Here is a 13,822-nt window from a genome sequence, read left to right on the forward strand (position 1 = left end):
ACCGATGATCACACACGAGGTTTCAGCGTCGCCGATCTCACACGGCGTCCGGGGCGCGCCCGCCATCGAGGTGAGCGGCCTGCGGCGGAGCTACGGTGACTTCGAGGCCGTACGCGGCATCTCCTTCCAGGTCCAGCCCGGAGAGCTGTTCGCGCTGCTGGGCACCAACGGTGCCGGCAAGACCACCACCATCGAGGTCCTGGAGGGGTTCTCCCCGCCGACCGCCGGCTCGGTCAGGGTGCTGGGCCACGACCCGTACGCCGAGCGGGCCGAGGTCCGCTCCCGCACCGGACTGATGCTGCAGGAGGGCGGGTTCTTCGGCGACCTGACCGTGGCCGAGACCGTCCGCTTCTGGCGGGACGTCTCGCCGCGCAAGCCGTACTCGGCCCTGGAGATCATGGAACGGGTCGAGCTGGCCGACAAGGCGGAGGTGCGGGTCCGGCAGCTCTCGGGCGGGCAGAAGCGCCGCCTGGACCTGGCCCTGGCCACGCTGGCCCGGCCCGAGGTGCTGTTCCTGGACGAGCCCACCACCGGCATGGACCCCGAGGCGCGCCGCAACACCTGGGCCGTCATCCGGGACCTGGTCGGCTCCGGCACCACGGTCCTGCTGACCACCCACTACCTGGAAGAGGCCGAGCAGCTCGCCGACCGGCTGGCCATCATGCACGCCGGCCGGATCGAGCTCTCGGGCACCGTCGCCGAGGTGGTGGCCGCCCACGGCCACAGCATCCGCTTCCAGCACCCCGCCCAGGTGGCCGCCCACCACCTGCCCGAGCTGGGCGGCGTGCGGCCCCAGGTGGAGGGCGGCACGGTCGAGTACCGGCTCGGCCCCGACCCCGTCGGCACCCAGCAAGCCCTGGCCCGCCTGCTGGCCTGGGCCTGCGATCACCATCTCGTCCTGACCCGGCTCGAGGTGCGCAGCGCCTCCCTGGAGGACGTCTTCCTGGAGGTGGCTCATGGCGCTTGACACGTTCCCGTCGCTGTCCCTGTCGTCGTCCCTGCGCGGCCTGCAGCCGTCGCTGCTGCTCAGCCACACCTGGCGGCTGGCCAGGCTCGACCTGACGCTGCTGTTTCGCAACCGGATGGCGTTCTTCACCGCCATCGCCTTCCCGCTGCTGCTGGGCAGCGTGGCGCTGCTGCTGCGCAGCGGGTACGTCTCCGGCGTCTCGACCGGCCTGTACACGCTGACCGGGATGCTCGCCCTGGCCGGATTCTTCGTCACGTTCATGCACCTGACGACCGTGTTCACCGTCCGGCGCGAGGAGCTCGTACTCAAGCGGATGCGCGGCAGCGTCCTGTCGGAGGCGGCGATCTTCGCCGGCAGCGGCCTGGCCACCACCCTGGTCTACGTCGCGCAGACGGCGGTGCTCATCACGCTGAGCATCGTCACCCTCGGCGGGCACCTGCCCCGCAACCCGCCGCTGCTGTTCCTGGGCGTGGTGCTGGGCTCGGTGATGTTCGTCCCGCTGGCGGCGGCCCTGTCCGGCGTGACCAAGAGCGGCGAGTCGGCGCAGATCACCGTGCTTCCGGCGATGCTCGTGCTGGCCGCCACCTCCCAGGCGAGCTTCCCGCTGACCGGCATGCCGGAGTTCCTGCAGCGCATCGCGGCCTCCATGCCGCTCTCTCCGGTCGTGGACGTCATCCGCATCGGCTACTTCGGCCTCGACTTCACCACGGCCGCCCCGCATCCGGCGGTCGGCTTCGCCGAGTCGTGGGCGGTGGCCGCGCCGCGCCTGCTGCTCATCGCGGCGTGGATCGTGGCCGGGACGCTCATCGCCCGCAGGTACTTCCGCTGGGAGCCGCGCCACGGCTGATACGCGCAACTAACCCCGTTTCGGTAAAAATGCCCGGTTCTGTTCCTGGTGTTGCGTTGGAGCAGCTCAGGAAATACGTCCGGCGATGAGTCTCTTCGGTCGTGATTTGGCGATGGACCTTGGAGCCGCCAGTACGCGCATCTACGCCAAGCGCAGAGGCATCGTGCTGGACGAGCCCTCGGCCGTGATGTGCGACGGCCGCACCGGCAAGGTCATCGGGTTCGGCGCGGAAGCCGCCGCCCTCGGGGGTGGCGGCCGTACATGCTGGCCGGTGCGCGGCGGCCTGCCCGCGGACACCGAGCTGGCCAGGCGCATGATCCGGCACTTCCTGCGCAAGGTGCACTGGCACCCCTACTCCCGGCCGCGCGTCGTCATGGCGCTGCCCGGCGACTGCACGCCGATCGACCGGGCGGCGCTGCGCGACATCGCGTACGAGGCGGAGGCGAGGATCGTCCGCCTAGTGCCGCACCCGGTGGCGGCGGCGCTCGGAGCGGGCCTGGAGCTGTCGGACTGCACCGGGCACATGGTGATCGACATCGGCCGCGACAGCGCGCGCATCGCCGTGCTGTCCGGCGAGTCGGTGGTGGCGTCGGGCTCGGTCCCGTACGGAGGGCTGGCGATCAACCGGGCGATCGCCAGGTTCGTCGAGCGGGAGCACGGCCTGCTGCTCGACGACGAGGAGGCCGAGTCGGCCAAGCGCCGCTCCACGGGCATGAATCCTGAGGTCACCGTGCGGGCCAGGGACCCGGAGACCGGGCGCGAGCACGAACTGGTGCTCCCCGTGCAGAAGATCTCCGAGGCCATCGCGCCGCCGTTCGAGTCGATCGCGCGCACGGCGGTGGAGACCGTCGAGCGCTGCCCGGCCGAGCTCGCCGCCGACCTCGGCGTGCGCGGCGCGGTCGTGGTCGGAGGCGGCGCGCTGCTGCGCGGCCTGGGCCGCTGCCTGCGCGATGCGCTGTGCATGCCGGTACGCCGCGCCGAGCGCCCGCTGGAGGCCGTGGCGCTCGGGCTCGGCCGCGTCGTGGACGAACTGGGCCTGATCAGGAGGCTGCGCAGCCGCACGTGAGCGGCCCGTACCAGAGCGGCGATCCCGCGCGACCCGTCCGGAAAGCCGTACATGAGCGACCCCGTCCGGCACCGTCTGACAGGAGGCAGGCCCATGACCGTGCGCGGCATCGACCACATCGGGGTCACCGTGCCCGACCTCGAAGCGGCCACCGAGTTCTTCGCCCGGGCCTTCGGCGCCGAGGTGCTCTACGACACCCTCCCCCGCGAGCGGGGGCCAAGGGGCGGCTGGGCGATGGAGCGGCGGCTCGGCGTGCCGCAGGGCACGGTCGAGGTGGCGGTCCGCATGCTGCGCCTGCCGAACGGACCGGGAATCGAGCTGTTCGAGTTCGAGGGGCCACGGCAGGGCGGCCCCGTGGTGCCGTGTGACCTGGGGTGGCAGCACGTCGCGGTGTACGTGGACGACCTGGACGAGGCGCTGCGTCGGGTCACCGAGGCCGGCGGGACCGCGCTGACGGAGCCGGTGCCGTTGCCGGGCCCCGAGGCGGGTCCGCACAACCGGTTCGTCTACTGCCGCACGCCGTGGGGCGCGACCGTCGAGCTGGTCACGTACCCGGACGCGCAGGCGTACGAGAAGGAGACCGACCTGCGCCGCTGGCGTCCGTGAACCGGCTGAGACCCCCTCGTCCGGCGGGGGCGTCCTCGATATGGTCGAAGCGTGCGCGCCCGCCGTCACGTCCTGTCCGCGGTGCTCATCTGCGTCGCGGCGATGACGGCCTGCACGCACGCGTCCGAGCTGCCCGGCTTCGAGGAGGCCGCGCGGCAGCTCGACCACGACACCGACACTCTGCTCGGCTCCGGCCTGACCCGCTCGGCGGTGCGCCTGCTCGACGACGAGACGTGCGTGCCGGGCCAGGTGCGACACTCCGTACGCGCTGAAGGCGACCTCGCCGGCGGCTCCGACGGGCTGCTCGAACGGCTGGGCGCGCTGGGCTACGACCGCGTCGCCGACGACACCGACCTGCGCGACGACGCCGACGACGTCGCGGTCTTCCGCAACCCGCGCACCCAGGTGACGTTCGAGCTGACGCTCAACCCCCGCGACGGCGGCGACATCCGGGTGATCGGCAAGACCGTCTGCTACGCCACCGACTGACCGACCCGCCGGCCTCGGACGCGCGCCACCGGCCGTCCCCGAGCACGCGCGCCACTACGGCGTCGCCAGCGCCTCCGTCGGCGACAGCCGGGAAGCACGGACCGCCGGATAGAGGCCGGCGGCGGCGCCGATGACCAGGGTCGCGGCCAGCCCGCCCGCCGTCGCCCACGCGGGCACGACCGGCGGCCAGCCGCTGTAGAGCGCGTACGCCATCGTCACCCCCGTCCCGAGCAGCACGCCGCCGGCCCCGCCCAGCGCCGACAGCAGCAGCGACTCGGCGAGGAACTGGGTGCGGATCTGCCCCCTGGTCGCGCCGAGCGAGCGGCGCAGCCCGATCTCGGCCCGGCGCTCCAGCACGGAGATGACCATCGTGTTGGCCACGCCGACCCCGCCGACGAGCAGCGCCACCGCGCCGACGCCCAGCAGCAGGCCGGCGAACGCCTGGCTGGTCGCCTGCTTGGCGGCAAGCGCGTCGGACGGGCGGGAGACGTCCACCTCGTTGGGCGCCTGCGGGTTGGCGGTGGCGCCGAGCACCTGGCGTACGGCCTCAAGGCGCGACTCGTCCGACCGGGTGTAGACCGTGGTCGGATGCCCGTCGAAGCCCAGCAGCCGCTCCGCCACCGGCCAGCCGACGAGCACGCCGCTGTCCAGGTCGGAGGCCAGCGCCACCGGCTCAAGGACCCCGATCACGGCGAACCTGACGCCGCCCACCACGATCTGGGTGTCCGGCCCGGCCGCGCCGATGCCGAGCCGCCGGGCGGCCGTCGCGCCGACGACGGCGGCCGGGTAGCGTTCGGTGGCCGCGTTCAGCCAGGTGCCGTTGCTCAGCGTCGCGCCGATGGTGGCGGGCAGGTCGAGTCTGGCCGCGTACGTGCTGATGCCGCCGGTCTGGGCCTCGGGGATGTGCTCGGAGCGGTAGACCTTGGCCTCGGCGACCTTCCCGACGGACGAGACCGCCTGGACGGGGCCGATGCGCTCGATCATCGCCTCGGCGTCCAGCGGGAGCTGCGCCGACTCCCCCATCAGCGTCGTGCCCGAGGTGACGGTGAGCAGGTTCGTGCCCAGCGCGGAGAGCTGCCGGTCCAGCTCGGCGCCCGATGACGACGACAGCCCGACCACGCCGACCATGGCGGCGATGCCGATGGCGATGCCGAGCGCGGACAGGAACGCCCGCAGCGGCCTGGTGCGCAGGCCGACCGCGCCGACCCGCAGCACGTCGCCGGCCCGCATCCGGGCGGGGACCGGCCGGGGCCGCGCCTGCGGCGGTATCGGCCGCTCGACGATCGCCATCACGCCTCGCCCTCCCCTGTGACCGCTCCCGAAGCCACTCCCCTGGCCGCCCCCGTGACCTTTTTCCAGGCGCCGGAGAGCGCCGGTTCCGCCGGGTCCCGCGCCGAGTCGGAGACGATCTCGCCGTCGCGCATGCGCACCTGACGGGGCAGCCCGGCCGCGATCTCCCGGTCGTGGGTGATGATCACGATGGTGGTGCCGGAGGCGTTCAGCTCGCGCAGCAGCTCCATGACGCCCGCGCCGGAGACCGAGTCGAGCGCCCCGGTGGGCTCATCGGCCAGCAGCAGCGGCGGGTCGCCCGCCACCGCCCTGGCGATCGCCACCCGCTGCCGCTCGCCGCCGGACAGCTCGTGCGGCTCGTGCTCCATGCGGTGCCCGAGCCCCACGCGTTCCAGCGCCGCGGCCGCGCGGCGGCGGCGCTCGGCCCGGCTCATACCGGTGTAGACGAGGCCGTCGGCCACGTTGTCCAGCGCCGGGACCTTCGGCGCCAGGTGGAAGGACTGGAAGACGAAGCCGATCGTGGTGGCGCGCAGCGCGGAGAGCTGGTCGTCGGTCAGCGTGGAGACGTCGTGGCCGTCGATGTGCACGCTGCCCGCCGTCGGCCGGTCGAGGGTGCCGATGACGTTGAGCATGGTCGACTTGCCCGACCCCGAAGGGCCGACGATCGCGACCAGCTCGCCGTGGCCGATGCGCAGCGAAACCGAGCGCAGCGCCGCGACCCCGCCGGGGTAGGTCCTGGACACGTCCGTGAGAGCGATCATCGGGTACGTCACTTCGGCATCCCCACGGTCATGCCCTCGGCGATCCCGTCGCCGGACACCTCCACCTTGCCCCCGGCGAACAGACCGGTCTCGACCGCCACGTACCGGGACCTGCCGCCCTCGACGATCTCCAAGCCGTATCCGCCCTCCTGCAGCGCGACGAGCGCCGCGACCGGCACGGCGAGCACGTTCTCGCGCTTGGACGCGGTGAACGTGACGTCGACCGACGCCTTGTCCAGGCCGCGCGCCGCCTTGGCCGAGCCGATCGACACCAGCGCCTCCACCCGCGTCTCCGGCTCCTCACCCTGGCCCTGGGCGGGCACGACGACGGTGGCGACCTCGGTCACCTTGCCCGGCACGCTCTCGCCGTCCGGCAGCGTGACCTGGACCTTCGCGCCCTTCTTGGCCAGCCGCTGGTCCTCGGCGTCAAGCTCCACGGTGATCACCTTCGAGGTGCCCGTGTAGGCGAGCACCTGCTGGCCGGGCTGCGCGGGACGGCCCTCCTCGGCCTCCAGGCTCTCCACGCGCACCTTGCCGGGTGCGAACACCACCCGGCCCAGCTCCACCACGCCGGTCTCGGGCAGGCCGCGGTCGTCCTGCCACTCCATGACGGCCTGTGCGGTGTCCCAGGTGTACTCGTCGTCCACGGTGAAGCCGTCGTAGCCGAGCTTGCTGAGGTTGCGTTCGAGGTTCTCGACGTCCTTGCCCGTCATGCCTGGCTTGAGGTCCCGGTACGCGGGGGTGCCGCCGTACATGAGCGTGACCGGCTGGTCGTCGATGCGGTAGAGCGACTTGCCGCGGGTGATCGTCGCGCCGCTCTCGGGCAGCCAGGTGATCGTGCCGGGCCGCCTGGCGACGGCCGTGGTGACCGGGCCGTAGCCGAGCTCGCCGTCGGCCTCCTTGGTGTCGTGGAGCGTCTGCCTGGTGATCGTCGCGGTGGCCGGCGGCAGGGCGCTCGCCGATGCGGCCGGGCTCGCGCCGCCGTCCAGCACGCCCGCGCCGGCGGCCGCGACCAGCCCGCCGCCCGCCACCGCCACCACGGCCAGCAGCCCCGCCACCACCAGCCCGCGCCTGCGGGTTCCGACTCCCATCAGAGGTCTCCCAGGCCGGCCTCACCGGCCTCCTTCTGGCACTTCTTCTTGGCCGACTCGAAGTCGGGGTCCTCGCCGACCTCCGGGGTGATGCGCATCATGCCGCCCTCGGGGTCGGGGTAGTTCTCGACGCCGTTGTCACGCATGCACTGGGCGAGCTTGCGCAGCCGCTCGGCCGTCTTGCCGTCGCCGCCGCGCTTGCCGTCGCCGCTCGGCGCGTACTGCTTGCACGCCTCCTGGGCGGCCTCCACCTTCTCTCTCGGCGTGCTCTTGTCGAAGCGCATCGTGAACCGGCCGCTGGAGTCGGGGTCCGGCACGTCGATGCCGTTCTCGCGCATGCATTGGGCGAACTTGAGCGCCTTCTCCTTCGGATCCTCGGTCGGCTGCGCGCTGGCGGCGGCCTGGGTGCCCGCGCCGGTCACCGAGGCCACGTCCGCCCCGCCGCCGTCGCCGGTGCCGCACCCGGCCAGCAACCCCGCCAAGAGGCCGGTCGCCAGCAGGGTGGCGGCGCGTGCTCGTTCTCGTCCTCGCATCAGGCGCCCTTTCGTGGAGGAACGTTGTACGAGGGGAGATGGAACAGATCGGGGTGTTTCCTCCGCGTTTCCACCGGCGGCTTACCTGGAGCGAACGCCGCATGCAGCACACTCGGCTTCGTCAGCGAGCTTCGTCGCGAGCTTCGTCAGCGAGAGGAAGGGACCTGAGGAACGTCATGCGGGTGCTGGTGGTTGAGGACGAGCCGATGCTCGCCGACGCGATCGCCGAGTGGCTGCGTGAGGAGACGCATGCGGTGGATCTGGCGCACGACGGGGAGGCCGCGCTCGAACGCATCGCGGTCAACGACTACGACGTGGTCGTGCTGGACCGGGATCTGCCGCGCGTACACGGGGACCAGGTGTGCAGGGAGATGGTGGCCGCCGAGTGCGCCGCGCGGGTGCTGATGCTCACGGCCGCCGCGCAGCTCGACGACCGGGTGACCGGGCTGTCGCTGGGCGCCGACGACTACCTGACGAAGCCGTTCGCGTTCCCCGAGCTGGCGGCGCGGGTGCTGGCGCTGGGGCGGCGCTCGCGGCCCGCCGTGCCGCCCGTGCTGCGGCGGGCCGGGATCACGCTCGACCCGGCGCGCAGGGAGGTCTTCAGAAACGGGCGCTTCGTGCCGCTGTCGAAGAAGGAGTTCGCCGTGCTGGCCGAGCTGATGCGCGCCGGCGGCTGCGTGGTCTCGTCGGAGCAGCTCCTGGAGAAGGCGTGGGACGAGAACGCCGACCCGTTCACCGGCGCCGTCCGCCTGACCATTCTCAAGCTGCGCCGCAAGCTGGGCGACCCGCCGGTCGTGGAGACCGTGCCGGGCGTCGGCTACCGCATCCCATGAGCCGTCCCGTCGGCCTCGCGGCCCCGGCCCGCCTGCTGCGCAGGCCGCGGCCCACGCTGCGGCTGCGGCTCACGCTCGTCTACAGCGTGCTGTTCCTGCTGGCCGGCCTGGCTCTGCTCGCGGTGACGTACCTGCTGTTCGACCAGCAGCTCAAGGCCATCTTCGAGCGCCAGTACGCCTCCGAGCCCGGCAAGCACAAAGAGCTTTTCATCACGAGGAACGGCGTCACGCTCTCCGGCGAGGCGGCCCTGGAGTGGCTGCGCGAGCAGCAGGCCGGCGTGCACGACGCCGCCGTCACCTCGCTCATCGTCCAGGGCGCGCTCGCGCTGCTGCTGGTCGGCGGCCTCGCCGTGGGGCTCGGATGGGTGGTCGCGGGCCGCGTGCTCGCCCCGCTGAACCTGGTGACCGAGACCGCGCGCAGGATCGCCGCCGCCCCCATGGCCGAGCGCGGGCTGTCCGAGCGCATCGCGCTGCGCGGGCCCGACGACGAGGTCAAGGACCTGGCGGACACGTTCGACACCATGGTGGAGCGGCTCGACCGCTCCTTCGACGGGCAGCGCAGGTTCGTCGCGAACGCCTCACATGAGCTGCGCACGCCGCTGACGCTCAACAGGGCGCTGGTGGAGCTGGCCATGCACCGCCGTACGGCGTCGCCCGACGTCAAGGAGCTGGGCGAGAGCCTGCTGGAGATCAACGCCAGGCACGAACGCCTCATCAGCGGACTGCTCCTGCTGGCGAGGTCGGAGCAGGAGCTGGCCGACCGGGCGCCGGTGGACCTCGCGGACGTGGTCACGCACGTGATCGAGCAGAGCGCCGGAGCCGCCGAGTCCGCCGGGGTCACCCTGAAGGAGGTCACCGGCCCCGCCCCCACCACCGGTGACGCGCTGCTGCTCGAACGCCTCGTGCACAACCTGGTGGAGAACGGCGTCCGCTACAACGTGACCGACGGCACCGGCTGGGTGCGGGTGGAGAGCAGGACCGCGTCAGAGGAGACGGTCGAGGTGGAGGTGTCCAACACCGGGCCGAACGTGCCGCCCTACGACGTGCCGCTGCTGTTCAAGCCGTTCCACCGCCTCGGGGACGAGCGGGCCGTGACCGGGACGAGCGCGGGTCTCGGTCTGTCGATCGTCCGGTCTGTGGCGGTGGCGCACGGCGGGGACGTACGGGCGCGGCCCCGCGAGGGCGGCGGGCTGGTCGTGATCGTGTCACTCCCCCGAGCGCGCTGACGCCCCGCTCTGCAAGGTCGTCTCACTCCGCGTGCCGACGCCCCGCCGTGCAAGGCCCTCTCACTCCGCACGCCGACGCCCCACTTTGTCAGGCCGTCTCACTTCGCGTCCGGGAGCACCGCCACGGCCTCGACCTCCACGAGCTGGTCGAAGTACCCCAGCACAGTGACGCCGAGCAGCGTGCTCGGGGGCTCGTGCTCCCCCATGTACTCGCGGTAGACGTTCCACGCCGTCACGAGGTCCTTCTGGTCGCTGGAGGCGACGTACACGGTGGTCTTCACAACGTCGGTGAGCGCGGCGCCCGCGCTTTCGAGCGCGCTGATGAGGTTGCGCATCACCTGGTGGGTCTGCCCGGCGTAGTCGCCGACGGCCACCGTGGCCCCGTCGGCGTCGAGCGGGCAGGCTCCGGCCACCCAGATGGAGCGGAGCGGCGCGTCGGTAGTGGCGGCATACGCGTAATCGACCTTGGCCAGCCGGTCGTCGCGGACGAGTCGGACACCTGAAGTCATGACCGGTTTCCTATCAGTTGCCCGGATGACGATGCATCTGAATTGCGGTTGGATAACCGTGTCACCCGAGCGTGCCCGAGCTTCGTCCTTTCTCGTGCACCTCGTCCGTCGCAAGGAGAACCGTCGTGCGCGTCCTGCCGGCCGTCTTATCCGCCGCCGCCGTCTTCTCGTTACTCCCCGTGCCGGCCGCCCACGCGGCCGCCCCGATCCAGTACAGCTGCAAGATCGGCGGCACCACGCAGGAGGTCGGCATCGACGTGGAGCTGACCGTGCCGGCGCAGGCCGAGGTGAACGAGGAGCTGACGATCGGTTGGACCGGCTCGTACGCGGGCGACTCCGAGCTGATCGCCCCCGCCACCGGGTTAGAAGGCGACATCAAGATGTACGCCTACGCCGGCATCAGCGGCATCCCGAACTTCACCTCGGCCACCGGCGTCGCCGAGATCGGCACCGTCATCCCCGGCGAGGCCATCCCGCTCCCCACCACCAAGGTCGAGCTCAAGACGACTCCCAGGAACACCGGCACCGGAAAGGTCCACGCCGCCTCGATCAACTTCGGCCTGACGAACACGGATCCGCTGATCGAGTGCGAACCCTCCGACACGGCCACCAGGACCGAGTACACCATCACGGTCGGCACGGGCCAGGGCTCTCCCACCACCTCGTCCAGCCCCACGGCGGACGACACGGAGAGCACGACCCCCACCCCGGACGAGACCGACGACACCGACGAGACGGGCGACACTGACGAGACCGACGAGGACGCCGAGGAGACCCCTGCCGAGGTGCCGTCGGGCGGCGCGGACACGGGCGGCGGCGGCCTGGCGGGCCCGGACGGCCGGGCACTGATGGGGATCGGCCTGGTGATCTTCCTGGCCTCACTCACCGGCCTGCGCCTGCGCAGACCCCGCCGCACCTGACCGCGCCCGGTCCGTGCCGAACTCGCCGCACCCGACCGCGCCCGATCGGTGCCGAACTCGCCATATCTGACCGCGCCCGGTCCGCACTGGGCCCGCCGCACCTGACCGCGCCCGGCCCGTACTGGACCCGCCCCGCCCGGCCCATCACCCGCACCGACCGTCTCGTTGCGCCGCCGACGATGCGCTGCCCTGTGGTCAAACCATTGAACTGAGGCCCGCGCGACGCTACCGTTCACCCTCAAGGACTTCTTGCTGTGAGTAGTATTTTACCGATTGAGGTCTGCCCATGCTCAGACGAGCGACGTTCCCCCTCATCGCGGGCTTACTGACGGCCGCGACGACCGCGCTTCCCGTACAGGCCGCCCCTCCCCAGCAGATCGTGTACGTCGCCGAGAACGGCAGCGACGACGCGACCGGCACCATCAACGACCCGTTCGCCACGATTGAACGCGCCCGCGACGCGCTGGCCCGCAAGACCAGCCGCAACCGCCCCGGCGTCGTCTACATCCGCGCTGGCGTCTACCAGACCGCGAAGACGGTCGAGGTGCGCGGCCCGGAGCACTCGTACGTCACCTACGCCGCCTACCCGGGCGAGCAGGTCGAGCTGGCCGGCGTCACCACGCTCGCACCGGAGAAGTTCCGCAGGCTGAGCGACCTGCCGGCCGACGACGCGAAGTGGTCGTCGAAGGCCCGCGTCCCCGAATCGGCCGCCCCGAACGTCTGGGTCTACGACCTCGGCGCGGAGGGCATCCCCACGGGCAGGCTCAACAAGAACGGCTTCAACTGGAAGCCGCAGCCGTACGCGCCCGAGCTCATCACCGACGACGTCGCCCAGACGCTGGCGCAGTACCCCAACGGGGACGCCAAGCTCACCAGGGACCACCTGACCGTCAAGGTGGCCCCGAAGGGCGCCCGCGACTACTTCTCCGACAAGACGCCCGACGGCACGACGCTGCCGTACGAGGAGATGCTCAAGCTCCCCGGCCCCGTCTACACGGTCGAGGACGCGAACCTGGCGGCCAGGTACGAGAAGTGGGCCAAGCCGCCGGGCGCCGAGACCCCGGACGGCACGCAGGTCGAGACGGACGGCTGGCTGTCCGGATATTTCGGTAACAACTACGCGAACGACCGCATCCGCATCGACACCGTCGGCGGCGGCGACATCACCACCTACTACCCCACCATGTACGTCGCCACCGACAAGTGGTCCTCGTTCGTGGCCCAGAACGTGCTGAGCGAGCTGGACACCGAGGGCGAGTACTACATCGACCGCTGGCAGGGCCACGACACGCTCTACTACTACCCGCCCGGCGGCACGGTCGAGGGCAAGGAGATCAGCCTCACCTCGTTCGACGCCCCCTTCTTCCAGCTCGAGAACGTCACCGGCGTGACGCTCAAGGGCCTGCGCATGAACGGCACAACAGGGGCCGGCATCCGCCTGCTGGACGCCGAGTCGTGCACGATCGACGGCGTCGAGATCCTCAACGTCAGCATGGACGCGGTGCAGATCGGCGAGGCGAACGACGCGATCACCGCCATCGCCGAGTACCGCACCAGCCGGGGCGGCCACCACAACCGGGTGATCAACAGCCGGCTGCACGACCTCGGCGGCGGCGGGGTCTTCACGGCGGGCGGCGACCGCGACTCGCTCGAACGCGGCGACCACGTGGTGGAGCACAACGAGATCTATGACTTCTCGAAGCTCGCGACGTACACGCCGGCGGGCTACATGTACGGGGTCGGGAACACGTTCCGGTACAACCACGTGCACGACGCGCCGCACATGGCGATCCAGATCATGGGCAACGACATGGTGATCAGCCACAACAGGTTCGAGCGGCTGGTCACGCACGCCTCCGACCAGGGCGTGATCTACTCGGGCCGCGACTACACGTATCTGAACAACGTGGTGGCGTACAACCTGTTCAAGGACATCGGCGCGGACGGCAACCAGGCCGTCTACATGGACGACGGCATGTCGGGGATGGTCGTGCACCACAACGTCTTCGACAACGTCCAGCACGGGCTGTTCTACCAGGCGGGGCACAGCAACGTGGCGCGCGACAACGTGTTCGTGAACGTGACGTACATCGGCCACGACAAGCTCTACCACGAGGGCGGCAAGCGGCTGCCGGTGCCCAACGCCAAGGTCGTGATCGAGCGCTTCAACGACATGCTGAAGGCCGGCGACGGCACCGGCTTCACCAACACCAGGGAGAACGTGGAGAAGTGGTACCGCCACTACGCCAGGCAGTACCCGAACATCCGCGACTGGTACGTGCCGTCCGACGCCCAGGGCGTGCCGTGCACGGCGGTCGGCGAGACCGAGTGCACCGACGAGCAGGTGTGGAGCGACCCGAACTCGGTGTACGTGCCCGCGAACAACGTGCTGACCAGGTCGGTCAGCATCGGTAGCGGCGACTTCGCCTACACCGACGACGCGGGCGGGCTGAGCGTGAAGACGTTCAACCCGGGCTTCGACTCCTTCAACGCCAAGGCGGCCACGCCGGAGGAGGCGGGCTTCGACCCGGCAACGTGGCGCTTCGACGCGCGTAACACGCCGCTGAACAGGACGGAGGGCTTCGGACCCGCGTGGGTGCGCGAGTGGAACCGCACCTTCAGCCTGGACGGCGTCGGCCCCAGGGCGACGCGATGAGGGCTCAAGGCCGGTGAGAACACTTCGG

14 protein-coding genes are annotated in these 13,822 nt (G+C 71.3%); 9 read left to right on the forward strand and 5 right to left on the reverse strand.

What is annotated here, in order from left to right; all coding sequences use genetic code 11:
- Window positions 1-4: 4 nt before the first annotated feature.
- The 5 genes from AB0K67_RS14270 (at window position 5) to AB0K67_RS14290 (ending at window position 3,975) form a co-directional block, all read left to right on the forward strand.
- On the forward strand, window positions 5-967 hold the full coding sequence (locus tag AB0K67_RS14270; protein WP_364058552.1) for an ABC transporter ATP-binding protein: 963 nt from the start codon (window positions 5-7) through the stop codon (window positions 965-967).
- Window positions 957-1,814, forward strand: a complete 858-nt coding sequence (locus tag AB0K67_RS14275; RefSeq protein WP_364058555.1) for an ABC transporter permease — start codon at window positions 957-959, stop codon at window positions 1,812-1,814. The genes AB0K67_RS14270 and AB0K67_RS14275 overlap by 11 nt, the downstream gene beginning before the upstream one ends.
- Before the next feature lie 112 nt (window positions 1,815-1,926).
- Window positions 1,927-2,880, forward strand: a complete 954-nt coding sequence (locus AB0K67_RS14280) for a rod shape-determining protein (RefSeq protein WP_364058558.1) — start codon at window positions 1,927-1,929, stop codon at window positions 2,878-2,880.
- Window positions 2,881-2,973: 93 nt separating this feature from the next.
- Complete coding sequence (locus tag AB0K67_RS14285; RefSeq protein WP_364058561.1) at window positions 2,974-3,486, forward strand: VOC family protein; 513 nt, start codon at window positions 2,974-2,976, stop codon at window positions 3,484-3,486.
- Window positions 3,487-3,537: 51 nt separating this feature from the next.
- Window positions 3,538-3,975: a hypothetical protein gene (locus AB0K67_RS14290; protein ID WP_364058564.1), complete on the forward strand. Its 438-nt coding sequence runs from the start codon at window positions 3,538-3,540 to the stop codon at window positions 3,973-3,975.
- A gap of 54 nt (window positions 3,976-4,029) precedes the next feature.
- Here AB0K67_RS14290 and AB0K67_RS14295 read toward each other — a convergent pair whose 3' ends face one another.
- From AB0K67_RS14295 to AB0K67_RS14310, 4 genes are read right to left on the reverse strand one after another with little or no spacing between them, the layout of a single operon-like run.
- Window positions 4,030-5,265, reverse strand: coding sequence for an ABC transporter permease (locus tag AB0K67_RS14295; protein WP_364059558.1), 1,236 nt, complete (start codon window positions 5,263-5,265; stop codon window positions 4,030-4,032).
- Window positions 5,265-6,026 carry an ABC transporter ATP-binding protein gene (locus AB0K67_RS14300; protein ID WP_364058567.1) on the reverse strand — a complete coding sequence of 254 codons (762 nt, stop codon included), beginning with the start codon at window positions 6,024-6,026 and terminating at the stop codon, window positions 5,265-5,267. The genes AB0K67_RS14295 and AB0K67_RS14300 overlap by 1 nt, the downstream gene beginning before the upstream one ends.
- 8 nt (window positions 6,027-6,034) lie before the next feature.
- Entirely contained in the window at window positions 6,035-7,117 is a 1,083-nt protein-coding gene (locus tag AB0K67_RS14305; RefSeq protein ID WP_364058570.1) for a peptidoglycan-binding protein, read from the reverse strand.
- Window positions 7,117-7,650, reverse strand: a complete 534-nt coding sequence (locus AB0K67_RS14310; protein WP_364058573.1) for a hypothetical protein — start codon at window positions 7,648-7,650, stop codon at window positions 7,117-7,119. Before AB0K67_RS14310 ends, AB0K67_RS14305 begins: the two co-directional genes overlap by 1 nt.
- Before the next feature lie 176 nt (window positions 7,651-7,826).
- Between AB0K67_RS14310 and AB0K67_RS14315 the strand changes: the two genes are divergently transcribed.
- Both AB0K67_RS14315 and AB0K67_RS14320 read left to right on the forward strand, forming a co-directional pair.
- Window positions 7,827-8,483: a response regulator transcription factor gene (locus AB0K67_RS14315; RefSeq protein WP_364058576.1), complete on the forward strand. Its 657-nt coding sequence runs from the start codon at window positions 7,827-7,829 to the stop codon at window positions 8,481-8,483.
- Entirely contained in the window at window positions 8,480-9,709 is a 1,230-nt protein-coding gene (locus AB0K67_RS14320; RefSeq protein ID WP_364058579.1) for a HAMP domain-containing sensor histidine kinase, read from the forward strand. Before AB0K67_RS14315 ends, AB0K67_RS14320 begins: the two co-directional genes overlap by 4 nt.
- 98 nt (window positions 9,710-9,807) lie before the next feature.
- On the opposite strand, the gene AB0K67_RS14325 is transcribed toward AB0K67_RS14320, so the two are convergent.
- Window positions 9,808-10,218, reverse strand: a complete 411-nt coding sequence (locus AB0K67_RS14325; RefSeq protein WP_364058582.1) for a RidA family protein — start codon at window positions 10,216-10,218, stop codon at window positions 9,808-9,810.
- 125 nt (window positions 10,219-10,343) lie between these two features.
- Here AB0K67_RS14325 and AB0K67_RS14330 point away from each other — a divergent pair, with 125 nt between their 5' ends.
- Window positions 10,344-11,138 (forward strand): hypothetical protein, encoded by a 795-nt coding sequence (locus AB0K67_RS14330; RefSeq protein ID WP_364058585.1) that lies wholly within the window; start codon window positions 10,344-10,346, stop codon window positions 11,136-11,138.
- Window positions 11,139-11,424: 286 nt separating this feature from the next.
- Window positions 11,425-13,794, forward strand: coding sequence for a right-handed parallel beta-helix repeat-containing protein (locus AB0K67_RS14335; protein ID WP_364058587.1), 2,370 nt, complete (start codon window positions 11,425-11,427; stop codon window positions 13,792-13,794).
- Window positions 13,795-13,822 lie beyond the last annotated feature (28 nt).

The sequence above is a fragment of the Nonomuraea sp. NPDC052634 genome (assembly GCF_040678535.1).
In the GTDB taxonomy this organism is placed as follows: domain Bacteria; phylum Actinomycetota; class Actinomycetes; order Streptosporangiales; family Streptosporangiaceae; genus Nonomuraea; species Nonomuraea fastidiosa.

What these genes read in the sequence shown, in the direction of transcription:
- AB0K67_RS14270 (WP_364058552.1), top strand. Translation starts at nt 5, where the DNA reads ATGATCACACACGAGGTTTCAGCGTCGCCGATCTCACACGGCGTCCGG.
- AB0K67_RS14275 (WP_364058555.1), top strand. Translation starts at nt 957, where the DNA reads ATGGCGCTTGACACGTTCCCGTCGCTGTCCCTGTCGTCGTCCCTGCGC.
- AB0K67_RS14280 (WP_364058558.1), top strand. Translation starts at nt 1,927, where the DNA reads ATGGACCTTGGAGCCGCCAGTACGCGCATCTACGCCAAGCGCAGAGGC.
- AB0K67_RS14285 (WP_364058561.1), top strand. Translation starts at nt 2,974, where the DNA reads ATGACCGTGCGCGGCATCGACCACATCGGGGTCACCGTGCCCGACCTC.
- AB0K67_RS14295 (WP_364059558.1), bottom strand. Translation starts at nt 5,265, where the DNA reads ATGGCGATCGTCGAGCGGCCGATACCGCCGCAGGCGCGGCCCCGGCCG.
- AB0K67_RS14300 (WP_364058567.1), bottom strand. Translation starts at nt 6,026, where the DNA reads ATGATCGCTCTCACGGACGTGTCCAGGACCTACCCCGGCGGGGTCGCG.
- AB0K67_RS14305 (WP_364058570.1), bottom strand. Translation starts at nt 7,117, where the DNA reads ATGGGAGTCGGAACCCGCAGGCGCGGGCTGGTGGTGGCGGGGCTGCTG.
- AB0K67_RS14310 (WP_364058573.1), bottom strand. Translation starts at nt 7,650, where the DNA reads ATGCGAGGACGAGAACGAGCACGCGCCGCCACCCTGCTGGCGACCGGC.
- AB0K67_RS14315 (WP_364058576.1), top strand. Translation starts at nt 7,827, where the DNA reads ATGCGGGTGCTGGTGGTTGAGGACGAGCCGATGCTCGCCGACGCGATC.
- AB0K67_RS14320 (WP_364058579.1), top strand. Translation starts at nt 8,480, where the DNA reads ATGAGCCGTCCCGTCGGCCTCGCGGCCCCGGCCCGCCTGCTGCGCAGG.
- AB0K67_RS14325 (WP_364058582.1), bottom strand. Translation starts at nt 10,218, where the DNA reads ATGACTTCAGGTGTCCGACTCGTCCGCGACGACCGGCTGGCCAAGGTC.
- AB0K67_RS14335 (WP_364058587.1), top strand. Translation starts at nt 11,425, where the DNA reads ATGCTCAGACGAGCGACGTTCCCCCTCATCGCGGGCTTACTGACGGCC.